Annotated in this window: 16 protein-coding genes; all 16 read left to right on the top strand. The window is 58.4% G+C overall.

Annotated features, from left to right (window positions below; genetic code table 11):
- The first annotated feature begins 12 nt into the window (after positions 1 to 12).
- The 16 genes from AC1DNW_RS12230 (at position 13) to AC1DNW_RS12155 (ending at position 26,244) form a co-directional block, all read left to right on the top strand.
- On the top strand, positions 13 to 222 hold the full coding sequence (locus AC1DNW_RS12230; RefSeq protein ID WP_113300893.1) for a cold-shock protein: 210 nt from the start codon (positions 13 to 15) through the stop codon (positions 220 to 222).
- A 345-nt stretch (positions 223 to 567) separates the two neighbouring features.
- On the top strand, positions 568 to 855 hold the full coding sequence (locus AC1DNW_RS12225; protein ID WP_113300894.1) for a hypothetical protein: 288 nt from the start codon (positions 568 to 570) through the stop codon (positions 853 to 855).
- A gap of 183 nt (positions 856 to 1,038) precedes the next feature.
- Positions 1,039 to 1,272 carry a hypothetical protein gene (locus tag AC1DNW_RS12220; RefSeq protein ID WP_162748646.1) on the top strand — a complete coding sequence of 78 codons (234 nt, stop codon included), beginning with the start codon at positions 1,039 to 1,041 and terminating at the stop codon, positions 1,270 to 1,272.
- 778 nt (positions 1,273 to 2,050) lie between these two features.
- A complete protein-coding gene (locus AC1DNW_RS12215; RefSeq protein ID WP_477852825.1) occupies positions 2,051 to 3,478 on the top strand; it encodes a hypothetical protein in 1,428 nt (475 codons plus the stop codon).
- A 16-nt stretch (positions 3,479 to 3,494) separates the two neighbouring features.
- The gene (locus AC1DNW_RS12210; RefSeq protein ID WP_477852823.1) at positions 3,495 to 5,120 is read left to right on the top strand and encodes a hypothetical protein; all 1,626 of its coding nucleotides are present in this window, start codon (positions 3,495 to 3,497) and stop codon (positions 5,118 to 5,120) included.
- Between the two features lie 321 nt (positions 5,121 to 5,441).
- On the top strand, positions 5,442 to 5,729 hold the full coding sequence (locus AC1DNW_RS12205; RefSeq protein ID WP_477852821.1) for an XRE family transcriptional regulator: 288 nt from the start codon (positions 5,442 to 5,444) through the stop codon (positions 5,727 to 5,729).
- 30 nt (positions 5,730 to 5,759) lie between these two features.
- Positions 5,760 to 8,771: an HsdM family class I SAM-dependent methyltransferase gene (locus tag AC1DNW_RS12200; protein WP_477852819.1), complete on the top strand. Its 3,012-nt coding sequence runs from the start codon at positions 5,760 to 5,762 to the stop codon at positions 8,769 to 8,771.
- Positions 8,768 to 9,499 carry a hypothetical protein gene (locus AC1DNW_RS12195; RefSeq protein WP_477852818.1) on the top strand — a complete coding sequence of 244 codons (732 nt, stop codon included), beginning with the start codon at positions 8,768 to 8,770 and terminating at the stop codon, positions 9,497 to 9,499. The genes AC1DNW_RS12200 and AC1DNW_RS12195 overlap by 4 nt, the downstream gene beginning before the upstream one ends.
- A 373-nt stretch (positions 9,500 to 9,872) precedes the next feature.
- Positions 9,873 to 13,373 carry a helicase-related protein gene (locus tag AC1DNW_RS12190; protein WP_477852816.1) on the top strand — a complete coding sequence of 1,167 codons (3,501 nt, stop codon included), beginning with the start codon at positions 9,873 to 9,875 and terminating at the stop codon, positions 13,371 to 13,373.
- Positions 13,374 to 13,452: 79 nt separating this feature from the next.
- Positions 13,453 to 16,329, top strand: a complete 2,877-nt coding sequence (locus AC1DNW_RS12185) for a DUF1156 domain-containing protein (protein ID WP_477852815.1) — start codon at positions 13,453 to 13,455, stop codon at positions 16,327 to 16,329.
- A gap of 20 nt (positions 16,330 to 16,349) precedes the next feature.
- A complete protein-coding gene (locus AC1DNW_RS12180; protein WP_477852814.1) occupies positions 16,350 to 19,661 on the top strand; it encodes a DUF499 domain-containing protein in 3,312 nt (1,103 codons plus the stop codon).
- 746 nt (positions 19,662 to 20,407) lie between these two features.
- Positions 20,408 to 21,538: a hypothetical protein gene (locus tag AC1DNW_RS12175; RefSeq protein ID WP_477852812.1), complete on the top strand. Its 1,131-nt coding sequence runs from the start codon at positions 20,408 to 20,410 to the stop codon at positions 21,536 to 21,538.
- Between the two features lie 527 nt (positions 21,539 to 22,065).
- Positions 22,066 to 23,133, top strand: a complete 1,068-nt coding sequence (locus AC1DNW_RS12170; protein WP_477852811.1) for a hypothetical protein — start codon at positions 22,066 to 22,068, stop codon at positions 23,131 to 23,133.
- Positions 23,134 to 23,231: 98 nt separating this feature from the next.
- Positions 23,232 to 23,585: a hypothetical protein gene (locus AC1DNW_RS12165; protein WP_477852809.1), complete on the top strand. Its 354-nt coding sequence runs from the start codon at positions 23,232 to 23,234 to the stop codon at positions 23,583 to 23,585.
- Positions 23,585 to 25,441, top strand: a complete 1,857-nt coding sequence (locus tag AC1DNW_RS12160; RefSeq protein WP_477852808.1) for an AAA family ATPase — start codon at positions 23,585 to 23,587, stop codon at positions 25,439 to 25,441. The genes AC1DNW_RS12165 and AC1DNW_RS12160 overlap by 1 nt, the downstream gene beginning before the upstream one ends.
- Positions 25,438 to 26,244 carry an ATP-dependent metallopeptidase FtsH/Yme1/Tma family protein gene (locus tag AC1DNW_RS12155; protein ID WP_477852806.1) on the top strand — a complete coding sequence of 269 codons (807 nt, stop codon included), beginning with the start codon at positions 25,438 to 25,440 and terminating at the stop codon, positions 26,242 to 26,244. Before AC1DNW_RS12160 ends, AC1DNW_RS12155 begins: the two co-directional genes overlap by 4 nt.
- The last annotated feature ends 272 nt before the right edge of the window (positions 26,245 to 26,516 follow it).

The raw sequence follows: 26,516 nt of genomic DNA, 5'->3' as shown, positions 1-26,516 counted from the left end.
AAAGGGTTTGTTATGGCCACCGGCACAGTTAAATGGTTTAACGCCACCAAGGGCTTCGGCTTCATTCAGCCTGACGACGGCAGTGCGGACGTCTTCGTTCACATCTCCGCAGTCGAGCGCGCCGGCATGGGCTCAATCGTTGAAGGTCAGAAGCTTGGCTATCAACTTGAGCAGGACCAAAGGTCGGGCAAAATGTCCGCAGGCCAGCTTCAGGCCGCTTAAGGCTTAACTCCCCATGACCACGGATGTACTGGCATGGGTGATGAAGGCATGGAAGGCCAGGCGGATGTCTGGCCTTTTTCGTTGGTATTGAACTGCCGCCGATCCGCAATCTGCCCATGCCGAAGAGCTGCCTACACCGCCGGCTTCCAACGCCCCGTGCTGGGTCGAAATCGAAGATGCCGGTCGCAAACCCGCTGTCAGGCCTGCCATATCCATGATGCGGCGCAACGATAAGCGGCGACTGCAGAGAATGCCACAGACCCGCATTTCAAAACGATTACACCATTCAAGGACCGAACTTTGACTACGACCGAAAAAAACAGCACAGGCACCGTGGTGGCGACGATTGTTTCGCTGACACCGACCCAGATCAGGGGGTTGAAGCTCGCCAAGGACGGTGACCTGTTCGCCCAGGACGCCAACAAGTGGACCCATCTGAACGCGACCGTCACCTATGCCAGGACCGACCGTTTCAAGGAGCGGCCGATCAAGGTGAAATTCCTGACAACGGCCACGTTGAACGAATTGCGAGACTACGGCTTTCTGCAAAGCCTAGACGCAGATGCGGCCCCGGAGACCTCCGCGCAGGGCATTACCATGGCAGGCAAGATGTGGCTCTTGAAGAATAAATGATCGCTAGGCAGAACGGATGTTGTGAGCACCGCAGGTTTGATCTGTGACATCGGTATGCCCACGGCGCCGTGTTCGAGCGCTTCCTGGGCAATCTGACAGTCGGCTTCTCGCTTATGACCCGCCTGCTGCACTGGGATGATTTTCAAAAAAACGCTTGCCTCGCGAATGATCCGGAACCGCATTTTGGCGAATGCCGAGATGGCGGCGCAAAGCGGCTTTGCTTCCCTCCCGGCGAAGGAACGTGCCTATATGGGCTCTCTCGGCATCGGCAAGCAGCGCGCCGAAGACCTGGGCCGGTTCTTCGCCCGCCAAGGCGAAACGCTCAATGGCATGAAGGTTGCCAGTATTGAAGCCGGAGGCGACGATACGCCGGCTGACGCCGTTTGCGAGCTTGCTTTAATGGCGGTGGTTGGTTGACGGGGTGTTGGTGCCAGAAGCGAAGGAGGCGGTTCGCCGCTGATCGACGTTACCGGGCCTCGTCGCTGACAGGCGCCGAAGGTTGCCCTCGCCAGCCCTGAAAGCGGCCATGTCGGCTTCGTACTTGCGCTCTTGACGCTGCTTGCGCCAGTAAGCCCAGATCTCCACTACAATAAAGCGAAGCGTTTCCCGCCCCATAGCTGCCAATAGAGTTCCCAAGACATACCCCAGTTCGCTCGGGACATTACGTCCCTGACAAATATCTAGGATATGTTGTGAATCAGCACGAGACCMCAGCGAAAAAAAGCTGGACGCAATAGCCTGCTAGGATCGCTTCTAGGATCAGGGTTTGGGCTATGTTCAAAAAAACTTACATTACAAGGGTTTAGGCGATATAAAATGGCGGAGAGGGTGGGACTCTTCCCCAATTAGCCGTACGATACCCGGTTTTCTGGGGTTGCCGTCAAATCACTAACGCAAAAGCACCGATTGCGATACCTGAAGCGATACCACGCACGATACCGGATCTCAAGAACAGGCCCGCCTTGCACGGTCTGACGGAAACAAGAACTTCGGGATTGTTAGTTTCGAAGATCGTCCCCGCATCTGTAATTATTTCCGTGGCGTCGGCATCGGCCTAGCCGCTAACAACATGACCGACCCTACCCAAGAATGGAGCCGAGCTCGAAAGCCTCGCGATTACGTCAGTTGGGTTCATTGCGTGCCAAACATCAATTCGCTAATCTGTACGCGTACGACTTCGGAAAGCGTCGATCGCATGATATTTCAAGAACTAGAGAATTATTCTTCATCTGAAGCGGAGGAAGCAATTGCGCATTTTAAGTCGCTGATCGAGACCCGGACATTTAAGAAAAAGCAACTGCAGGACGACCGCGTTATCGCAGACCTGCGCCGCCTTGCTTGGGCGGCTTCGCGGGGATCGGTTCAGATTCGCCTAGAGGCGCTTTCAGTTCTCGGCAAGGCAGCGGAGGTTTCCGTGCCCATAGCGGCGGCGGTCAGACCGCTGATAATAAGCGCGTTATCTGAAAGCCCCCCACACACGGGAGAATGGGGCAACGCCGATGACAGGTACTACTTTGCTAAGGCGGTGTCGGCTTCGACCAACAAGTGGATTGGTCGCTATGCTGCGCGTGAACTCGCGCTAGCCGGAACCTCAGAGGTCCGCTCCAAAGACGTGTGGGCCGAACTTGCGCTCGCCAACTGCGGCAGCATCGCCGAGGCCATCGAAGAAATAGCGGACGGATTAACGAGCCAACAAGGTGAAGGACCGGACGACCCCCTAACTCCATTTCGCCGGCTCACCAGGGTGTGCGAATCTCTCTTAAAGCCCCTCCGTGTTTCCGAACTTCCAGCGGGAGCGGGTCTGGGAGCGGCGCTTCGCTCCCTTTTCAGCTTGTCAGCGGGAAGTTCAACCGCAGAATTCGTCAAGGTTCGCGAAACGGCTGCGTTGGCAGCCATGGATCTGGTGATCACGATTCTGCGCCTTCGGGTTGACACGCTTTTCGACCGAGACATGTACAGAGCGGTAAGCGCGCCCCTGAACTGGTGGCGGCCCGCCACCCCTCCCCCCAGCGTGGATGAGCGCTTAAACCGCTCGGCTAATCTAGCAGTCGACGCGCTTCTTGTCGTGGCTCGACAGGGTCACATGGACGTCGAGTTGAGGCGATCAATAGCTGGCGCTCTGGGAAACAAGAAGATAGACGAGATAGCATCACGCAGGGCCGCCGCCGATCCAGGTCTTTTGCCGAAAGTATCCCACTGGCTGTCGACCGGTCGGGAACTTCAAGCCGCCGCCAAGAACGAGACCCTCGGAGAGGTTCTCGACCAAGATCTGGACGTGCTCATTGCACGGATGGCGATCGAGAGAAAAAGGTTCGAGATGACGCCTGCGGATGTGCGTCAGATTGGTGACGCCATCGAAGCCTTCGAACCGGTCCACGCATCGACAATCAAGACCTTCGGCACGCACCTTGACCTCCTTGGACAGTCGATCGACATCATCCTACGCAAGCGCGGGATTTCCGTTTCGCCGGAGCGCGACGAGATAGTGAAATACGATCCCCGCTCGCACGAGGCTTCTAAGCCGATAACAACATCGATGGAAGCGAAGGTTGTAGTACCAGGAGCAGTCAAAACGACATCCGGGAGACCTCCGGTTATCCTAGTGAAAGCTATAGTGAAATAGGGCAAAGGGGACGTGGGTGGACAAGGAACGCGCCAAAGACTTACTGATGAACCTGCTCGAGCGAGCCATGAGCGGCGAGCGGACCTTCCTGACTTCACGGGAAGTGGAGGCGCTAAAATCGCTTTTGCTCGACCAGGTTGAACAACCGAGCGCGGAAGCCGTTGCGGTGACTCCACTCTCGGCCCCGCAACCGTCGAAGCCTAAGGCCGCCAAAACGTACAAGCTGGCTCTGGACCTCGGCAGCGCCGAAAACGAAGACCCCAATTCGATAGTCTGCGTGGATTTCGGCACTTCCTTCTCCAAAGCATTCGCGACCGTAACCGGAGCAGGCGGTACCAGATACGTCGATCTGCCTATCGGAGACGGATCCTCCGGAAGCAGGCTTACCACGCCGTCCGAACTTCTTGTAACTGATGGCAAGATCTTCTTCGGCTCAAAGGCGCGCCAGCATGTTGAAGACACGCAGACGTCCACTGAAGCAATCATAGATTCGATCAAGCAATTTATCACGCTCGGAAAGGAGGTCTCCAAGCTGGGTGCGGCACGACTGCCCGCAATTCAGGACAAGAACGGCAGCTTGACTCAGCGCGATGTGCTCGTTCTTTACCTCGCACATTTGATGCATCTCACGGAAACGGCTCTCGCAGGCGCGGGCTTACCCAGGAACCTTTTGCGCCGGTTCGCTCACCCCGCTTGGAAAGACCATTCCAAGGAAGAAAACGCCAAGGAGATGCGCMGTCTTATGGCGGAGGCGATTGTGCTAGCGCGCTCGGTCGGTGCTGACCTTGCAGACGTCATGGATCTCGCGAGTGCGCTGACGCTTCTCGAACAACTGAAGACCTTGTCCGAGGAATTGCTGCCGGTCGCGTTGATCGGCGAACCTGTGCGGGAGGCCACCGCCGCAGGAGCTGGCGCCCTCCTATCTACGCCAGAAAACGCACGTCAGGCCTATCTTATCGTGGACGTTGGAGCAGGCACGACTGACGTCRCAGGTTTTCTTTGCGTCAACAACCCGAACTGGGATCAGGCGCGCGTCTTTGAAATCTCGACCGCCGCTACCGCCATGAACAAGGCGGGTAACATGTTGGATCAGATCCTACACAAATATATTCTCGATAAGAGCTCGCTAACACAAGACACCACCGAATACCGTTCCGCGTCGCTGGACATCCGGCGACAGCGGCGGGCACTGAAGGAACAGCTCTTCGCAGAAGGCCGACTGGTCGTTCTGCTTCCGACGGACGAAACAGTCGAGGTCGATCTTGCAGCCTTCCTCAATCTACCTCAGATGCGGKACTTTTCGAAGACGCTCCACGACCTCGTAGCGGAATCGGCCGGAATCGTTGCAGGAGCCGCTTCGCGAATCAAGCTGGTGGCGACTGGAGGCGGCAGTCGGCTGCCATTTGTGAGAAAATTGGCGGAAGAAGGAGTTCAGCTCAACAAGCGTCACATTGAGTTCGATCTTGTCGAAGCAATGCCTATTACGCTGGCTGAAACGAACCCCGAACTCAGCGACGCGTTCCCCCAAGTCGCCGTCGCATTTGGCGGATCTCTTCGAGAGCTACCTGAACAACGGTCGAGCGTGCCGACAGGAATAGAGCATGCTCCGAAACGCCTTATCGCACCTATGTATAAGTCGTAGGAAATCTGGCAGCCCCGAGTGGTTCCTTTGGAAAGGCATCAGGCGGAAATTATTTCCGTTGAGCTCTCAACTTGGGTTGGATGTTCTCGGGCGTTCTGTCCTCTTGACCGATACGGTGAATATTGCTCGACATCAAAGCGCTGGGCTGTGTTTCAATAGCGCATCGGTCTTCTCGATGTCCTGCGAAGAGCTCGGCGACAGACCTAAAACAGAGGATTTTCGCCCGTATAGGACCTCGAATGTGGAGCACCCAACTGGCATTGCACACATCATATTATGTGCTACCATACATCAAACGATGTGTAGAGATGAAATGGTGCGGTGCCATACGCTGACTTCCTTGCCCAACTTGAGCGCGCCGGTCTCACTGTGCGCAGTTTTGCCGAGTTGATTGGTATGAACCCCAATTCGATAACAAACTACGCAAGACAGGGAAAACTCCCGCAGCACATCGCGCTTATTGCCGTGCTCGTCGCCGAAATGGCGACGTGCGGGGCCGACTATCGGAGTGCCGTTGCCAAGGTTGCGCCGACGAAGAAGCCGCGTGGCGCTACCCGTCGTGGCCATTTCGGAGGAGATCGGCAGGAAAGCCTGGATTTGCTGTCGTGAGCACACCACTGGTAATTGGACACGGCCACCATGACTAACTGGCTGGCTCGACTTGAACCTTTTGGTGCCGATCAGCRGGCGCTGCACTCGCTTGATGCCGACAGCCCTGAGCTTCTTCCCTATGCTACACTGACCAGCGCCCGACGCGACAGTAACTCGATCTTGGGTGTGGTTGGTGCAGTTTATGAATGGCAGGATGCTCCCCTCGTCTTCTTAGTCGATGCCGACTTGATCAATGGCAACGAACAAATCCATCAACTGCGACGCCTGCTGGCGATGCGAGGCGATGCGCCCTACCTCGGCGTTGTCGCGCCCGGTCGGCTCGATGTCTACGCCATCGCCCTCGATCGCAAAACGGCCGCGCAAGCGCGGATCGCCGTCGATGTGTCGACTAAAGCGGCCAAGGACCTGTTCCCGCACCTGGCCAATCGCCGCCCCAATGCCCTGCGAACGAAACAGGGCTGGATTTCCAACGTCGTTCTTAATCTCCTGACCGAAGCTATCGATCATCTGATCGGTCTGGAACTTGATCATGACGACGCGATCTCGTTAGTTGGCCGAGCGCTCTTTGCCCGCTTTCTGGGGGATCGTGGCCTCCTGCCGGCAAATCTGGCCTTGCCGGAGACCGCGGCGGCAATGTTCAACAATGCCGAAAATGCACACAAGACCTGCACCTGGCTCGACGGGACTTTCAACGGCGATCTTCTACCTCTGTCTGATAACATATTCGATCATCTGCCGCTCGAAAGCTATCGCGTTCTAGGGAACATTATGATGCGCGCGCCAGGCAGCCAACTTTTTCTGGGTTGGGCAGAGCGCTGGGATCGGCTCGATTTCGCCCACATTCCCGTCGGCGTACTCAGCCAAGCATATGAACTCTATCTGCGCAGCCATGCGCCAGCGAAGCAGCGACAAGAAGGTGGATATTATACCCCCCGGCCCATCGCCGACTTGCTCGTGCGCGCGTCATTTCGGGCGCTGGAGCGTAACGGCACGACCGCAGATGCGCGGATTCTTGATCCGGCCGCCGGCGCCGGCGTATTCCTGCTCACGGCATTCAGAGAATTGGTGGCAGCCCGCTGGCGCGCGGACGGCAGGCGGCCCGACACACAGCGTCTGCGCGAAATCCTCTATGATCAGGTCACCGGTTTCGATATCAACGAAGCAGCGCTGCGTTTCGCCGCCCTAGCGCTTTACTTGATTTCGATTGAACTCGATCCCGAACCCCAACCCGTGGACAAGCTCCGCTTTGACGATCTACGTGGCAAGGTACTCCATCGAATCGGAGGGGATGCCGACGAGCCCGGCGCATCGCTGGGCAGCCTGGGCCCCCTGGTCGGCGAGGAGCATCGTGGGCGCTACGACATGGTAGTCGGCAACCCCCCGTGGTCGACAGGCACAAAACTGCCTGACTGGTCGTTGGTGCTATCGACGGTCGCTCGTATCGCCAGCGAACGAACCGGTGCCAAGATGGCGCCGCCAATTCCCAACGAAGTACTTGACCTTCCGTTCGTCTGGCGTGCGATGGAGTGGGCAAAGCCAAACGCCCAAATTGCGTTCGCGCTGCATGCCCGTCTGCTGTTCCAACAGGGTGACGGCATGATCGAAGCACGCCAAACGCTATTTCAGGCGCTGGATGTAACGTCGGTCATCAATGGTGTCGAGTTACGACAAACGAAGGTCTGGCCGGAAATCTCGGCGCCCTTCTGCTTGCTTATTGCAACCAATCGCAGGCCGGAGACCGGTACGGGGTTCCGATTGATCAGCCCAAGAGTAGAAACCGCGCTTAATGCGTCGGGAGCCATGCGCATCGATGTGCATTCGTCCGAGATCATCGCGACCCAGCAGATGGTCGAGACCCCGGACATACTCAAGATCCTCTTCAGGGGAACGAAGGCGGACCTGGGGCTCATCGAGCGGATCAGGGCCAAGGAATTTCCTACTCTGGACAGATTTTGGCGCGGGGCAATTGGCGTATCCGCTCGTGGCCGCATGACCGGTTCAGGACAGGGATATCAACACCTTCGGTTAAGCAGCCGGAAGAGGAAGCATGGCGATGGTCAACCTGGCGCCGACGCGCGTTATTTGCATGGGTTGCCCGACGTCACAGTCGAATCTCTACGCGACGTTCTAATAGATAGCGACCAACTCCAACCGTTTCGACACGCGCGAATACACGATCCCCGTGATTCGCGTCTATTCGAGGCACCAATCGCGATCGTCCACAAATCGCCGCCGGCGGACCTTAGGCGGATTCGTGTCGGGGTCGCCGGAAAGCCTGTCGCCTATAGTGAGAACTTCTATGGATATTGTCCGGGAGACGTCGAAGATGCTGATACGCTAGTACGCTACCTCGCGCTCGTGCTAGGCAGCAAATTTACTCTATGGCTAGCGCTTCTAACAAGCGGAGAATTCGGGTTCGAACGAGAGGTTATTGAGAAGGCCGCGCTCGACCGCCTTCCTTTGCCCGACTTCCGCAAGCTAGCACCTGCTAAATTGGATGAAATCAACCAACTCTTCGATAGGCTGCACTTGTCGGAGGCGAACTGGGAGGATGTTGATCGGTGGGTCGCGGATTTGTACGGGCTAGGCCTAACTGATCTGCAGATTATCTCCGACACGCTCGCCTTCAATTTGCCCTTTGCCGAGACAAAGACGGCAGCTCAGGCCCGGCCCGATCCGAAGACCACGGCCAACTTTTGCACGCGGCTCCAAAGCGAACTTGAGCCTTGGGCGAAACGCTTCAATACGCTGATAAGCGTGCGCATGGTGACTGATCGTCCAACGTCACCCTGGCTAGGGCTCCTGTTGCATAGCGAACCTAGCGCAACCGACGCTGGGATCGAAGAAGATTGGGAAGGGCTGCTCGCAGTCGCCGATGCCACGGCAGCCACAGAGATGATAGTGGAAGATCGCAGCGGGGCGCTCCTAATCGGCCGTCTAGCCCAAAACCGCTACTGGAGCGATACTCAGGCGCATCTGTTGGCCCAACATATCGTCTGGTCACGCGTCGATTTCTTGAGAGGACTCAATCGTAGATGAGTTCTCCAGCGCTTGTGCCGCGACCGGACCAAATTGCGGAACTGACACGTGGTGTTGATCTGCCGTTGGCGGCGATCGATGACGTCCACCTGCACGTAATCGCTGATGGCGTAGCCCAGGCGTTCGTGGACATCCGCCAAAGCGCTCCGGGAACGGTCGCGACGGGCGATGAAGCCGAGCTAACCGCGTTGCTCGAGGCCCGCCTTAACCGGATGATCGAGGAGGACGTGGTATGGAGGCAGCTCGTAGCCTCCGTCGTGCGAGGAAAAGAAAGCTTAAGTTTCGACGGCTCACATCTGGAAAAGCGACCCGACCTTTCCATTCATCTCACTGCTCGAACGCGCCGATTTCCGTTGATTGCTGAAGCCAAGATCATCGACGCCATAAAGGGAGAACACCTCTACTGCAGCCAAGGCTTAAAACGCTTCCTGAATGGAGAATATGGCTGGGGTGGCCGTGAGGCATTGATGATAGCCTATGTGCGCGACGGGACCACCATTGCAACCCGCCTCCAGCCCTATCTTGCAATTCCGGCACAATCGACCAAGTATGCCGTCGAAAGTGGCCCGACGTCCCTCGGATGGGGGACATGCGACGCCGCCCGCTCCGCGCACAGCCGATCTTTTGTCTATGCGCACACGAGGCCGCCTGCCAATGATCCGGGCACCATCACATTATGGCACCTATGGGTTGACGCATCCGTTATCGCGTCAACCCAAACTATTTAACGAACGGTCTCGATTTTTTCCAGCAGCGGAAATTATTGCCGCAATTGCTCTCTCTTAATTAGCCAATGATTTTTAGCTGTCATTTTCATTGGCGTTAGCTAACCTCACCGATCGGTCAGCGGTCTTTCCGTTATACCGTAATACTATCTGCCAACGCTCTATTTTAAAGGCGCGGGCGCTCGCGCCGATTGCCTTTGGCTCGGGCCATCATGAGTGTTCAGGTAGAAATCATTAACGCGAGCCCCTGCACAGAGGTCGTTTGTGAAGCTAGAAGGATGGTCTGGCTAAAGGCAACGCCACAATCCGCGTCGCTGCCTTTCGTCTGCAGAGCGCTTTCACTAAATTTCTATTCTGAAACGATGGATCTCATAACATGTTTGAAGCAATTAAGCCCGGAGCACGGATTAAAGGTCTCGATGCCGCAGGTATTGCGGAAGTCATATCTGTGTCCCGTTTCGGCGCTGACGCACTCAATCTTGTCTTCCGTGTCGGTGGTAAAGTCGCCGAGCGATTGGTCTACCGCGGCGAAGAGACAAGCTTTGAATTCATCGTCGGTGGACGTGCTTACGCGTTTGATGCGGACGCGGGGCTTCTGCGTTTGGCGTCGGAAGCTTATCGAATTCGTCTCGCCCATCTTTTCGACCCCTATCTTGCGGTAAGTGCTTCGCAGATCGAGGCGCTGCCGCACCAGATCACAGCCGTATATGGCGAGATGTTACCGCGCCAGCCCCTTCGATTCTTGTTGGCGGACGATCCCGGCGCGGGAAAAACCGTAATGGCCGGTCTCCTGATCAAAGAACTCCTGATACGAGGCGATCTCGAGCGCTGCTTGATTGTCGCCCCCGGAAGTCTGGTAGAGCAGTGGCAGGAAGAAATGGCCGAAAAGTTCGGCCTGCATTTCGACCTCCTCACCCGTGATCAGATCGAAGCATCCGTCACCGGCAACCCCTTCGTCGAGAAGAACCGGCTGATCATGCGCCTCGATATGGCAGCGCGATCAGACGAATTGAAAGCCAAACTTGAGGCGGCGGGCGATTGGGATCTGATTATCTGCGATGAGGCCCATCGCATGGCCGCGTCCTATTTCGGCGGCGAGGTGAAGGAAACCCAGCGTCACAAGCTCGGTAAGCTGCTCGGGACGCGCACGCGAAACTTCCTTCTGATGTCGGCGACGCCGCACAATGGCAAGGAAGCCGACTTCCAGCTCTTCATGAGCCTACTCGATGCCGACCGCTTCGAAGGCCGCTTCCGCGAAGGCGTTCACAAGGCCGACGTGTCCGACATGATGCGACGGCTTACGAAAGAAGAACTCTATCGCTTCGACGGAACGCCGCTCTTTCCCGAGCGTCGGGCTTATACCGCAAGCTTCGCTCTGTCGCCGGTCGAAGCCGATCTCTATCAGGCCGTGACGACCTATGTGCGCGAGGAGATGAACCGCGCGGATCGTTCGGGCGACGACAAGCGCCGATCCAACGTCGGGTTCGCCTTGCAAATCCTTCAGCGGCGACTTGCCTCTTCTCCGGCCGCAATACATCGCTCGCTCGAACGGCGGCGTCGGCGTCTTGAAGACCGGCTGCGCGAAGAGCGGGTGATGCGCCAGACTGGCTCGGCGCCGCTGACGCACGGGCCGGCTTTGCCGAGCTACGATCCGGACGATCTCGAAGAAGTGCCAGGCACGGAAGCGGAAGACGCCGAGGAACAGATCGTCGATCAGGCGACCGCCGCCGCCACGCTTGCGGAACTCGAAGCCGAAATTCTCATCCTCAAGGATCTGGAAGACCGGGCGCTCCGGCTGAAGCTTTCCGGCCAGGATGCCAAATGGCGCGAGCTCGAATCGATTCTCGACGAGCCCCTGATGCTCGACGCAACGACTGGCTTGCGTCGAAAGGTGCTAATCTTCACCGAGCCGAAGGACACGCTCGAATATCTGCAACAGAAGATTGGCGCGTTGGTCGGCGATCCGTCGGCCGTGGTCGTGATCCACGGCGGCATCGCCCGTGAAGCACGACGGGGGGCCATCGCCGCCTTCAATTCCGACCCGCGTGTGCGCGTGATGATCGCGAACGACGCGGCCGGCGAAGGCGTGAACCTTCAGCGAGGCGCGCATCTGATGGTCAACTACGATCTGCCCTGGAACCCGAACCGCCTCGAACAACGCTTTGGCCGCATCCATCGCATCGGTCAGACGGAAGTCTGCCACCTCTGGAATCTTTGTGCGGCCAACACGCGCGAAGGCGAAGTCTATCGCCGGTTGCTGGAAAAGCTGGAAGAGGCCCGCACGGCGCTTGGCGGCAAGGTCTATGACGTGCTCGGTGAATTGTTCGAAGGCCACGCGCTGCGCGATCTGCTCGTCGATGCGATTCGCTACGGCGACCGACCCGAGAAGAAAGCCGAACTGTTCCGCAAAGTCGATGGCGCGGTCGATGTCGAAACAATCGAGAAGCTCGTCGCCGAACGCAAGCTGACCTCAGAAGGCATGAACCCGAGTTCAGTCGCCGAAATCCGCGAGCAGATGGAACGCGCAGCCGCTCGCCGTCTGCAACCGCATTTCATCGGCTCGTTCTTCCGCGAAGCCTTCACCATGCTCGGCGGCCGGATCGCCGAACGCGAAAAGGGTCGCTTCGAAATCCTGCGCGTCCCGTCGATCCTGAAAGAGCGTGACCGGCTGATCGGTCGATCAGATCCTGTACTAGATCGCTATGCGCGGATCACCTTCGAGAAGTCCCTGATCATCGGCCAGCCGCAGGCCGAACTGGTGGCGCCAGGTCATCCCCTGCTGGAATCACTCGTCGATGTGATCCTCGAACGGTTCCAGCCGCTGCTCAGTCAGGGCGGCGTGCTGGTGGACGATACCGACGAAAGCCTCGATCCCAAACTCCTCGTCTATCTCGAGCACGCGATCCGCGACGCGCGCACCGGCCGCTCCGGCGAACCGCGCGCAATTTCACAGCGCCTTCAATTCTTATTTTTGAAGGAAGACGGTTCGGCGGTGGATGGCGGTCCCGCGCCCTATCTGGATTGCCGACCGATCACGCCCGAGGAACGCGTCGCCGTCGCCGATGAGATCGTCGCGCCTTGGCTTTCGGGGAATGTCGAAGCGCAAGCGCTCGGCTTTGCGGTGCGTTCGCTAGTGCCAGATCACTTGAACGAGGTCCGCACACGCCGGATTGCCGAGATCGACAAGGTGGAGCGCGAGGTGCGCGCCCGTCTCAATCGAGAGATCAACTATTGGGATGCCCGCGCCGCCCGGCTTCGTGAGGAAGAGCGCGCGGGCAAGGAGCAGCGCATTAATGCGCAGAACGCTGAAGCAACTGCGGCGCGCCTCGTGGAACGACTTCACCGGCGCCAATCCGAACTGGATCGCGAACGCCAGATTTCCGCCCTGCCACCGGTGTTGAAAGGCGCGGCACTGGTGATCCCGGCCGGGCTGCTCAAGGCGAAGGCCCCGCCGGCCACGACAATCGAGCCGCTCGGGTTTGCGGAAGACCCGATCCTCCGTGCTGAATCCGAGTGGAAGGCGATGGAAGCGGTCTTCGCGGCGGAGCGGGCGCTTGGCCACGAGCCCCGCGACGTGTCGGCCGAGAAGAAGGGCTGGGACATCGAAAGCCGCGATGTCCGGACGGGCCATCTGCGCTTTATCGAGGTCAAGGGTCGGCATGCGGATGGACGAGATGTCATTCTCACCAAGAACGAAATCCTTGCGTCACTCAATGCCGCAGAGGCCTTTATTCTTGCGATAGTTCAGATCGATACGGGATTCGTCCGCGAGCCGGTCTATATCCGCCGATTCTTCAACAGAGAACTGGGGTTTGCGGAAACGGCGGTGGTGTTCAACGTGGGTGATCTGCTATCGATAGGCTCCGGGCCGTCGTGAGGCCCTGATTCCCTCGGAGGCCTATCCGTGATCGTTTGAGCCGAACCGGCCCTTTCGGGGGAAAAATTAGAGGTTTGGCATGACGGAAATGGCCCCACGCAAGAAGCTCATCGAAGTGTCTATCCCGCTCGAAGCGATCAACCTTGCGTCCAAAAAACAAAAAGCGCCAAAGGGCTATCCGACTGCGCTTCACAAATACTGGGCACAACGGCCACTTGCAGCCTGTCGGGGGGTTCTTTTCGCTCAGCTTGTGGACGATCCTTCAAGTTGGCCTGACCGGTTTCCAAGCGAAGAAGAGCAAGACATCGAACGACGCCGTTTGCACAAGGTGATCGAAGACCTGGTCCCTTGGGATGCCTCGAACAACGAGGTGATCCTCAACCGAGCGAGATGGGAAATCGCACGCTCTGTGGCCTGGGGCCTCGGGGAAGAGCCGCCGGCCCAGAACGACGGAAAAGCGATCCTCGACTATCTTCAAACTAAAGCGCCGCCGGTTTACGACCCGTTTTCGGGTGCCGGATCAATTCCACTGGAAGCCCAACGATTAGGTTTACGTGCTTACGGCTCAGATCTCAATCCTCTGGCAGTTTTGATCGGTAAAGCGCTGGTTGAAATACCCCCAAAGTTCGCAGGTGGCCGCCCCGTCAACCCCAGGTCCAGAACCGACGCAAAACATGGCGAACTCCGTAGCTGGAAGGGCGCGCAGGGGCTTGCTGATGATGTTCGCTACTATGGTCAATGGATACGCGACGAGGCGGAGAAGCGGATCGGTCATCTATATCCGAAGGCAAAACTGCCGGATGGTTCTGAAGCCACGGTGATCGCTTGGCTTTGGGCGCGAACGGTGCGCTCGCCAGATCCCGCGGCCAATGGGGCAATGGTTCCGCTCGTGTCTTCGTTCATGATCTCAACGAAAGAAGGAAGGAAAGTTTGGGTTGAACCAGTTATCGATTCAGCTTCTCCGGAGGGTTGGCATTTTGACGTTAGAACGGGCCCCCTGAAAAAAGCCGAAGAAGACAAGCTCAAGAAGGGAATCGTGTCTCGAAGCGCTGGTGGGACTTGTATTCTCACTGGCGCGGCTATGCCGTTTGCCTATCTTCGGAGCGAAGCAAATGCAGGCAGATTTCAGGACCGACTCATGGCGATAGTTGCTGAAGGGCAACGAGGGAGAATCTACCTAAGTCCCACTGCCGACCATGAACAAGCTGCCCGAGTAGATGTCCTAGACACTCCTCCCGGTGAAATCTCTCATTGGCCTGGACGAACGAACGTTGTCGAGTACGGTATGAAAACCGTAGCATCGCTTTTCACATCTCGACAACTTGTTGCCTTGGCGACCTTTACGGACTTGGTGATCGAAGCTCGGCAACAGGCACTCCTCGATAGCATTGCAGCCGGTTTGCCCGACGATGATAGCCCACTGCACTCCGGCGGCGCTGGAGCGACTGCATATGCAGATGCAATTGCAACTTATCTGGCGTTTGGAATCAGTAGAGCCGCCGATTATGGAAGCTCTATTTCCACTTGGCTTACAGATGACAATGCAATTCGTGGCACTTTCGGTCGGCAAGCGCTACCGATGACCTGGGATTTTTGTGAGGGGAACTACTTTGGCGATTCCAGCGTCGCGCTGAGTACTATTTATCGAACGATCCCAGATGTTATCGCCCATCAACAGTCGCAAGGGATAGCGAGTATTTCTATAGTCGACGCAGCCAAAAACGGCTTCCCTATCAGACCCTGTATTATAAATACCGACCCTCCTTACTATGACAACATTGGTTACGCTGACTTATCAGACTTTTTCTACGTTTGGCTGAAGCGGTCTTTGGCGACAATTTGGCCAGAAGAATTTAGGCGGCTGACAACTCCTAAAATGGAAGAATTAGTAGCGAAGCCATATCGTTACGGCGGTAAGTCGGAAGCTGAGGCATTTTTCATGCAAGGAATGTCAGACGCGTTGAATGCTATGCGCAACGCCGCTTCAGATAACGAGCCTTTAGCAATATACTATGCATTCAAGCAATCCGAGATCGCTGAGGACGGGGTTACGTCAGCCGGTTGGGCTACTTTTTTGCAGGCTATAGTCGATGCTGGTTTGGTTGTAGATGGGACTTGGCCACTTCGGACCGAAAGTGCGGGGAGACTCATCGGTCGAGGCGCAAACGCACTTGCCTCCTCGATCGTCCTGATTTGCCGAAAGAGATCTTCTGAAGCGCCGACTATTACGCGGGCGGAATTCGTTCGTCTTCTGAAAAAGTCGATGCCCGAGGCGATCGACGATATACGTAAAGCCGGCGTCGGCCCAGTTGACATGCAGCAATCCGTCATCGGTCCTGGCATGGGCGTATTCTCACGTCATGCAAAAGTGCTCGAAGACGACGACAGCGCGATGCCGGTAAAGACCGCACTCTCACTCATCAATCGCGTCTGGGAGGAAATCGACCAGGAGCTCGAGGCCGTCTTCGACGCAGAGACACAAGTTGCTCTTGCGTGGTTTGCAACCTACGGCTTCGATGCGCGCCAATCTGGTGAATTGATTACCCTCGCGAACGCGAAAAATATCAGCACAAGCGCTCTCTTCGAATCCGGCGTCTTCAAGGACTTGAAGGGCAAATCCGCTTTGACGCCGCGCGAGGACTTGCCTAAAGACTGGTCCCCCTCCAAAGACAAATCCCTCACTGTGTGGGAGTGCGCGCAGCATACGGCCCGTGTCCTCAATGCCCAGGATGGCGGCGGGGCTGCGGCCGGTAGGCTCGTCGCCGAAATGGGTCCGAAGGCCGCGGAAGCGCGATCGCTCGCCTATCGCCTGTTCGAAATCGCCACGCAGAAGGGTTGGGCCGCTGAGGCTCTAATTTATAACGAACTMGCGCAGGAATGGCCGAAGCTCGAAGATCTGGCTTCAAGCGCACAATCCCAAGCGACAACCGCAACCGCGCAAGCGGAACTGTTCTGATCGGTCGGGGGAGGATCGCAATGTCGTCCGAAAAAGAAACACTGCAACGGGTTCAGGGCGGGCTATTCCATCTTCAGAAGGGCCTAACGCCGTTCGTTGAAGCGCGGATGAAGGCCGTACATGGTGCGAATTGGCTGCRCTATGCCAGCCGCGCCGCTGGCGGCGCGCCGAATGCACCGCTCGATGCCTATGGCCTCGTCAAGACCATGATCGATCGCTGGCGCGAAGTGTTCGACGACGCCTTCGGCCGCAACGAGAAGCACAAGGCGCGCAATTTCACCTCGATGGCGCTCGAAGCCCGCAACGCGATCTCGCATTTGGCGATCGGGCTGCAAGACGACGAGGCGCTGCGGTATCTCGACGCTATGCACCAGTTGCTGAAGTTGGTGAAAGGCCCTGAAAGCGAGATTGACGAACTCAAGAAGATTTACGACCAGCAGCGCCAGTCGGGCCTTGCTCGCGCGCCTGCCGCTCCCGTTGCGCCACCCGCGCCGCAGAAGCTCGATCTGGCGATCGGCGATGCGTTGCTGAAGCCGCTGAAGCCCTGGATCGAAGTCGCGCTGCCACATCCCGATGTGATCGCGAACCGGTTTAAGGAAGCCGAATTCGCGGCCGATCTGTTCGCCGTCGATGCGGGCTATGCCGGCGAAGGCTATGCAACGCCGAGCGCCTTCTACGGCATCACTTTCCTTACCGAAGGATTGAAGCGCGTGCTAACCACGGCGACGCAACGCCTTGGCGGTGGTGGCGGCGATCCGGTGATCGGCCTGCAAACCGCCTTCGGTGGCGGCAAGACGCACACCATGCTCGCGATCTTCCATCTCGTGAAGCATCTCCGCGATGGCGGCGATCCGCGTGGCCTGCCGGGCCTTAGCGAGATACTCGATCGGGCAGGCGTATCGTCCCTGCCGAAGCCGAAGGTGGCCGTGTTCGTCGGCTCGTCGAAGGGCGCGGACGTTTCGCTGAACCTGAAAGATGGGCCGCGCGTCAACACGCTCTGGGGCTATATCGCCTGGCGGATCGCGGGCGATGCCGGGTTGAAACTGGTTGCGGAGGCGGAAGCCGCGCGAACCAGTCCCGGCTCCGAACTGATGGTCGAAGTGTTCAAGCTCGCCGGGCCGAGCGTGATCCTTCTCGACGAACTGACGATGTTCKCCCGCCAGCTCGATGACGACCGCTTCGAGGCGTTCCTGTCGTTCATCCAGTCGCTCACCGAATCGGCGAAAATGGTGCCCGGCATTCTGATCGTCGGCTCGCTGCCCGAAAGCAACGCGGAAGCCGGTGGCCCGCGCGGCGAAGCGGCGCTCCTTCGGCTTGAGAAAATCTTCGGCCGCGTGCAATCGGCCTGGCTGCCCGCTTCCGGCGACGAAACCTATGAGATCATCCGGCGGCGCCTGTTCCAGCCACTCGATGCAGAAGGCGAAAAGGCGCGCGACGAAACCGTCAAAGCCTTCCACGATCTCTACAAGAAGAACCCGGCCGAGTTTCCGCCTGAGGCGAAGGAAGCGCGCTATCTCGAACTGCTGCGTCTGTCCTATCCGATTCACCCCGAACTGTTCGATCGGCTCTCGAAGGATTGGGCGAGCCTCGAGAAGTTCCAGCGGACGCGCGGCGTTTTGCGCTTCATGGCGAATGTCGTCGGCGTGCTGTGGCACGGCCAGATGCGCGATCCTTTGATCACGCCTGCGCGGGTGCCCGTCGCCCACGAACGCGTCCGGGTGAGCGTCCTGTATCCCCTCGACCCGGCCTTCGGATCGGTGGTCGATAAGGAAGTCGATGGCGAAGGATCGCTGCCGAACCGGATGGAAGCGAACCCCTCTCGGCGGATCTCGCAATTGCGGGCCGCGACCCGCGCTGCACGGGCCGTCTTCATCTGCTCGGCGCCTCTGGTGGGACAACCGAATGCGGGGCTCACCGGCCAGGGCTTGCGCCTGGCCTGCGCCGAACCAGGCGATCAGTTGGCAATCTTTGGCGAAGCGCTGCGCGAGCTCACAGAAAAAGCGACCTATCTCTATGAAGAGGCCGGGCGTTATTGGTTCTCAACCCAGCCAACGTTGAACCGGCTCGCCGATGATCGCGCCAAGGCGCTGCCCGATCACGAAGTCGATGCGGCAATCGCGGACGTACTTCGCGAGGACGCGGTCAGCAAGGGCGGCTTCCATCGCATCTTCGCCGCGCCTGACGATCCGGTTACGATCGACGAAGCACAATCGCTTTCCCTCGTGATCTTGAGCCCCGCGCTAGCGCATGCCGGGAAGGGCACGGCAAAGTCGCCCGCGACCGATGCCGTCGCCGACGCGCTGATGCGCTGCCGCGCCTCGCAACGCCGGATGCGGAACACGCTCGTCTTCGTCGCGCCGGATGAAGCGAATCTCGCCACAGCCCGCGAGGTGATGCGCAAAGCAATGGCTTGGGCGTCGATCGACAAGGACGGTCGGCTTCAGCAGCAGATGACGCAGGCCCAAGCGGCGGACGCGAAGGACAAGGCGAAGACGAACCGTGAGTCGGCCTTGAAGGCGATCCGTACGGCTTGGAGCCACATCCTCTATCCGGTGAAGAGCGAAACCGCAGGCAAGCCGTTTGATCTCGAACACAGCCTGATCTCGTCTCGGGATCGCGCTGCGATCCCGGTCGTCGTTTATGACAAGGCGAAAGCGGACGGCGTCGCTCTTGAGAAGCTGGGTACCGAGCGACTTTGGCATGCGCTCAAACCGATCTGGCCGGACGATCGGCCACATCTAACGATCGCCGAGATTGCTGATTGGTTTGCGGCCTACGTCTATCTGCCGAAAATCCGCGATAAGGTTGTGCTGGAAGGATCGATCCGTGATGCAGTCGCGAAGCTTGATCCACAGTTCGGCTACGCTGAAGGCTTCGACGAGGAAACCGGTAAGTATCACAAACTGATTTGGGCCAAGAACCCGCCCGAGCTCTCATCTTCAACTGCTATGATCGTACGGGAAGCGGAGGCGCAGAAGCAGCTACAGGAAGAAGGCATGCCGGGTTCTCGGCCTGCGCCAGGGGCGCAGCCCGGCCCGATGCCGCAGCCGGGCAACCTTGGTCCCGTGGTGTCTGGACCTTCCGCGCCAGAAAAGCCACGGCGTTTCTACGGGTCAGTCGAACTCGACATGGTGCGGCCCGTCAAATCTTTTGATGCTATCCTCAACGCCATTGTGATGGAGCTGCAAAGGACCCAAGGAGCCAAGGTAAAGCTGACGCTTGAAATCGAAGCCGAGGCCAGCGATGGTTTCGCAGAAGGTGAAGTGAGCGTCATTCGCGACAATGCTCGGCAACTCAAGTTTAAGTCTGAGTCGACAGGCTTCGAGGAGTGACGGTTTTCGAATCCTCGATTGTCGTGGCTGTTAACTTTAGGACTCTGCTTGTGCCGTCTCGTATGAAGCTTCGGAAATAATTTCCGTTTCTGCTGCCCTCTAACAGATTTGGTCCGATACGTACTGTCAGTGACTGGAAAGTTACGAAGACTCCCGCCCCAAAGCCTGTTGGAGTATTGGATTGAGTGATTGAGCCCACGGTGATTCCAAGGGGGCGTCTGACGMCTGAATGGAAGCGCCTTGAGGGCCACCATCCGGCGGACCGCCAATTCCTTGATGAGACCGGGTTGCCGTTCGTTCCCAGTCTGCATGGACCGGGCGATCAAGCAATGGAGTACGATCTGCGTGGTATCATCGCAATCCGGGAGCCATTCTGCCGATCCGGTTGTTTCCGGCTACGATCTTTCTGCAAAATACATTCAATGTGCTCCTCCTTTCGATGGTCGATGGCACCTTAAAGGCTGAGGGACGCTAGTTCAGTTTGCCACGAAGGTGGTCATATTCCCTTCAAGTGCAACCTAAGATTGCATTAAGTATAGCGTTTTTATTTTGCGCGCCCGCGCAGCGTTATCCAACCAACATCTGATGTATAAGTTGCGTTATCCAAAGTAAAAACGGTACACTTTTAGACGAAAAAGTTGCGCAACCTATTGTAAACATTCACAGATTTGTCTTTTCTTGTTATAATGGATAAATMAGTCACATGGTGTGACTGTGTGTGTACTGTGTGAACAGGGATGTTTGACATGACGAATACGACAGAAAAGCGGGCGCGCGGCGCTGGCTTCAACTACGCTGCGCTTGAAATCCCGAGCGAGCTGGTGAACGAGCTGGAGAAGGCGGCAACCGACATTCTCAGTCTTGGCCGTAAGAGCACCGAGCAGGTCTTCCTGACCGGTGCACTTCTGGACAAGGCAGCCGAACTTATTCCGAACGGACAGTTCGGCGAGTGGGTGAAGCAACGCTGCGGTGTCGAACCTAAGACAGCGCGGAATTACCGTGCTATTCACCGGAACCTGACGCCGCACAAGGAGCGGATCCTTGATCTCGGCATCAGTCCAACGGTGCTGGTCCATCTGAGCTTTGCATCGGAGGAAAAGCTGGAAGCAGCCTTTGTCCATGCCGAAGAACACGGGCGCATTCAGGTCGATGAGGTCAAGACTCTGCTCCGGGGTGAGAACTCCGTTGAACCCGAGGTAGATGCGGAGCCGGCAGATATCGGCGGCGTGGATGGTCTGAAGGCATTGGTCGCCTTGAAGGCAAAATCCGGGTTGACGGCTTTCCTCAAGCACGCAACGGCGATCCACAAGATCATCGGCAACGCCCTTGTCCCAACAGACAAAGGCAAACGCAAGCGTCTGGTGAAGGGCAAGCTCACCGACGAAGTGTTGCCGACGGCACGGCTTGCAAGGCATGAGCTCGAAAGCCTCATTCTCTTCGTGCTGCCTGACGACACGGAACCGCGTGTCATTCACGAAGAGAAGTTGCCGGCATGGACCCGTTGGGCTGCAGTGCTCAAGGTCTTGGAAGACCTTGGGGACGTGGAAGCATGGCCGAGCAAGGATACACTCGAAGCCTGGCTGAGCGGGACTGTGCTGCCGTTGCTCGAGTGGGCAACGACGCGTAGCAAGTTGCCGGGGTGGCCACTCGGCGTCAGTGAAACCCGGACATCGACTTCAACGAAGGTCGAGGCTGATGACGACGGAAATCACGTCGAGGCGCCGAGCATCGATCCGGTCGATGTGCTGGAGGCCGCTGACTTCGACGATGATGAACCGGAGGTCCCGACCTCCGACGTGGTCCCGCTTACCAAGCCGGGAAAGGGATTGCGACCTGGCTTCCTTCCAAGGAAGGTTCCGGAGCCGGCAGTCGAGTGAAACATAAAAGGGGGCTTCGGCCCCCTTTTTTTGATTCCGCTTTAGCTGCATGATCGACTGCGCGCAACGAAATCTGGTCGCCCTTTCCGGACTTCACCATCGCCATTGGGATACACCGGACCTGAGCCCGGCGTTAACCTTGTTCCGGACCTGTTCTCTTTGTAGCATTTGAGATCCTTGAGATCTGGTCCCGGTCCTGCCAGATATGGGTGGCTTCGACGCGATCGAAGCTTAGCGGCCCAAGCCGGTGCTGGTAACACCGACATGGGCCTGACCCTCAACCTTGGTTTAGAAGGAATCAGGCTGTGACCATCCATACCTCCATCCCCCGCAATGGGGAAGTTCTCCATCCCATCGTCGCAATCGCGCGTCCGTGTTTCCGCCGCTTGGCCGCCGCCTTCGGCGCCCCAAGGCGCCTCGGCCAGGAATGACGTCACCCAGCAATTCGGCGATTGCCGTATCTGCCGACCACCTGGACGTGGCGGCGGGACGGGATCGATCGTCTCATACGTCCGATGGAGAACAGCATGCCCAACACCTCTTCTTTCACTTCGCCCACCACGGCAACCGCAACGTCGCCGGCCTTTCGCCGCTCATTCGGATCGGCCCCTGAGCGCCAGCCGGAGCCGCCGGTCCTCCGCCATCATCCGCATCTCGTCCGCTACCTTGATGTCGAGGCCGACTTCGATGCCCTGATCGACAAGGCCATTGCGGCGATTTCCGACGGCGAGCCGGTCGAGGATGAGATCCTTGGCCGCTACGTCAACATCGCGTCGATGGTCCGGGCCGTATCGTTTCKCGAGGGCAAGTTGCTCGAGCTGGCGTTCGAGCGGTTGTCGAAGGTCAATCCGGATCTTACTGTCCTTATCCAGTCGCTCAAACTCCCCCTGGTCAAGGCCGCGGTCGAAGCCGTCACCGGAAACGATTGGCGGCATCTCGACGGTATCAGGCTCGACTGCGAGGCCCCGGCTAAGGGAAGTTATACGCCCGACGTCATTCTGGTGAACCGCGCAAGGCACCTGGCATTCCTCCTCGACCTGAAGCGGTCGCTCGCCTCCTACGGGGATACGACGCGGCTTGAGGAGTTGAAGCTCAAGATGCTGGCCTCGGCAATGATCCTGCCCGACTGGCTTTACAAGAACCACAAGCGGATGATGGTCGACAGCGTTGGCGTCGCGATTATCGATGGTGCGAGCCGGCCGAGCGATCATGCAGCCGGCGTGTGGGCTCTCTCGGAGATTGATGATCTCCTTGAGGTCGATGGCGCTGCGGCCTGCATGGTGGAGTTGCGGCGCCGCTTCGGCCGCCGGGTTCAAACGTTGCTCGAGGCAGAGGCGCGCCGMGCACTCGGAATTGTCGATGCCCACATCTCGGCAAGCTTTCCGCATATCTCGCGCTTCCGGCCGCGGCAGCCCGCCCGTCGTCCGACGCTGGACATGACGGGTGTGTCCCCGGTGCCGGAAACGCGCGATATCCATGCCGTCGACGAGAGTGGCGACGAGCCGGATGCTGAAGCGGCGGAGGCAGATGACGAAGACGTTCTGCCCGCTGTACGCATTCGCGTCGGATTTGCGCGCCGGCTGCTCGACGCCTGACCTCCTTTCGGCTGCGGCGATTGAAGCCGCAGCCAACTCCCTAGTCCCGTTCTGAACAACGCCGACGGACTTAGCCCGGTCCGGCGAGGAGAGACCGCATGTCCAGAAGAATTCATACCGCCGCCCGCGGCATTCGTTGCGAAGCCGTCGACCAGCATGCCAATACGGTTCGCGCATCCTTCACCCATGATAACGATGCCGCCATAATCATCGGGGTTGCCCTTAGCGATGCCCGCCAAGCGACCGGTGCCGCCTCTATTCCGGAGGCTGTCTTGGCTCGGCTCGATACTCTGGCAGATCAGGGCGAGCCGACCTGCCGAATGGTCCGCGACTGGCTCGAACGCAAGCATCCGGAAAGCGACCGGCTTCCACTTGCCCACAGATCGCATCGCCCCCAACTCGCTCTCTCCGCGGAATTTATTTCCGCGACGGCGACAGCGGAGGCGCATTGATGGATCGTCTTGCCGCTTTCCTTGTCCGGCGCCTGCAACACCTGAACCGCCGCGAAGTGCGGCGCCTGGCTTTGCGGAACGGACTGTTGACCCTCAAGATCACCGAGATTGACGGACATCTGGTCGCCCGCTATGCGCCGACCTTCGATCCATCTCATCTGACCGGCGATGCTGAACAGGATGCAAGATGGATCCGTGCTCGTTTCGCGGCTTTCCTCACTGAGCCGCCGACCAACCGGCGTGATCATGTCGATCCGTTCGCCTCTGCGCCGGCTCTGCCCGCTTATCTGCGTCGCAGCTCCGGAGTAGGGCCGGCAGATCGCCGCGCACTGAGGGATGGGTGGCTCGCCTATGCCGTTAGGGTTGTCGGCGAAGCTGGTGCTGCGGCCAGCGTCAAACATCTCGCTCCTACATTGCTGCTTGCCGGCGCTATTCGCGAGGCTGGGGTTTCCCTGTGCATGGTTGTCGATCTTCTTCGTCAGCCGGCGCCGATCATCTCGGTAGAGGTCAGCGTCGACGGCTTCGAGCGGGCTTTGCTGCAGCTTGTCGAGGAGACTGCGCTCGTTCCGTTTGGTCCCTATCTCGGAATGACCGCCGAGTTCATGGAGGGTGATGAAATCTGGGCTTGGAAAGAGAGCGAGGTCAAGCGTGTTTTCCTCCACGTGCTGAGCAGAGACGATGCTCGGCTGAACCGGCCTGCTATGCGCCGCAGACTGGTGTCAGCGCTGGCGCACGGCTCGCCGGTGCTTGCCATCGCAGAGACGGGAGATGGCGTGTCTGACCAGATCGACATCGTCTCGGATCTCCGGCTGACCGGGGGCGGGATGGATAGACGGCTGATCACCGATCTTCTGGAAGTGGTCTACGGTGAGGCGGTGTCCGAGCACGCGAAAGGCATCAGTCAGATCGATTCGACGGCGCTGACGCTAGGTGATCTCGGTCTTGCCATCCGTCACGGCCGGGCAATCGAGACAACGATCGAAGCGCTCACCAAGCTTGCGGCGCGAAACCGTGACGAAAACAATGACGACGAGCGCGGTGATGGTTCCTCTACCCGCAGAATCGTCTCGCAAACTCCGTCACAGAAGGTCCGAGCGGATGACGACGAGGCGACGAAGAATGCGTCTTCTAAGTCCGATGCCGATCGCAAGGACAAATCGAAACGCAAGCCCACCGGGGCCGAGGTCGTAAAGCCGCAGCCTTTGGCACCGGGGGATGATGGAGATGCCAAGCCGCCGCTGATCGTCGAATCCCTATCCGGTTATGGTGGCGCCAGGGACTGGGCACTGGGATTGAAGGGCGACCTTGCCGATTATCTGGCCGGCGATCTCGACTGGTCGGAGATGAGCACCAAGTTGCTGCTGTCCGGTCCGCCGGGAACTGGCAAGACGACATTTGCACGAGCGCTCTGCAATAGCTTGCAGATCCCTTTGGTCGTCACGTCGGTCTCAACCTGGCTGCAGGGTGAATATCTGCACGCGGTTCTTGACCGCATGGCAGACACGTTCGCCGAGGCACGCACCAATGCACCCTGTATTCTGTTCATCGACGAGATCGATGGCATCGGCATGCGCGTGAGTGCCTCGCGACACTACGCGGACTATTGGAATGCCTGCGTCAACAAGTTGCTCGAATTGCTCGACGGGGCGGTGAAGAGCGATGGCGTCATCGTCGTCGGGGCCACGAACCGTCCACACGAGATCGATGAAGCTATCCGGCGCTCTGGACGCCTCGAAACCCATATCGCAATTCCGCGTCCGGACATCCCGGCGCTGGCCGGCATTATCGCGCATCATCTTGGCGCCGACATTGGCCACATCGCCGCGAATGCGGAGCATGAAGGAACGACGTCATGATCAGAACCGGATCCGATAACAGGAACGACGATGCCATCGAAGGCACCCACGATCCGCTCACCTCGAGGCGGCAGCCTAAGTCGAAGCCGCTCGATCCGACGGAACAGGCATTGCGGCATCTGGCCACGCGGGCGGTGGGCCTAACCGGCGCGGACATCGAGCGCATCGTTCGCGAGGCAAGGCTGAAGGCAAGACGCGAGAAGCGCTCAATTACCTATGATGACCTGGAAGCTGGCATTCGCGGACATCGCCCGCCGGTCCCCTACGACGTTCGTTGGCGTTACGCCATCCATGAATCCGGTCATGCTGTCGTTCATCATGCCCTGCGGCTTGGCGCGATCAAGGAACTGACGATCGATACCAAGGATGGCGGCCACAATTCTCTCACGTTCGCCAACGGGGGTTCCGAGAACGAGGAATGGTACGGTCGCATCCTTGCGATGTTGCTGGCCGGACGCGCGGCCGAACTCATCCTCTTCAAGTCAGTCTCGGCTGGCTCTGGCGGCGGCGAGAACAGCGATCTCGCACGCGCGACCCGAATTGCCCTCGATATGGAGCAGGCGCTGGGCTTCGGCGGTAGACATCCACTCCTTTATCTCGATCACCGCGAGCCGACAKGGATCCTCAGCCGCGACGCCGATCTAGCAGGGCGTGTCCATCGGCGGCTCGAGTTCGCGCAGGCGAGAGCAACGCAGATCATCCTTGAACACCGTGCCACGTTCGATCGTCTGGTTCGGGAATTGTTCGACGCCCAGGCCCTCGATGGCGATGCCGCGATGGAGATTCTGTCCGCGTCCGGTTGAAACGCTGCAAGCAGCCGGCCGGGCGCCGGCTGTCCATCAGCAAATGGGCGGCGCTGATCTGGCTTCGACGTCAGGTCCGCCGATGGACGGAACGGTCGCGCGGGCCGACAATCAATCGCTGGCACGTTGCAACCCCATCGCTTCAACGTGCTGGCAATGTGAAACAAATTGCGCTCATTCGTTCCCAAACTCTTGGCCATCGATTCGAAGTTTTAGGCGGTCGATTCAGATCTCTGGATTTCTGATTCAGAAATCGGAACGAAAGATTCTGC

The sequence above is a fragment of the Rhizobium sp. 05L429 genome (assembly GCF_056397645.1).
The sequence above is the reverse complement of the archived record's forward strand: the minus strand, read 5'-3'. Positions and strand labels throughout refer to the sequence as shown.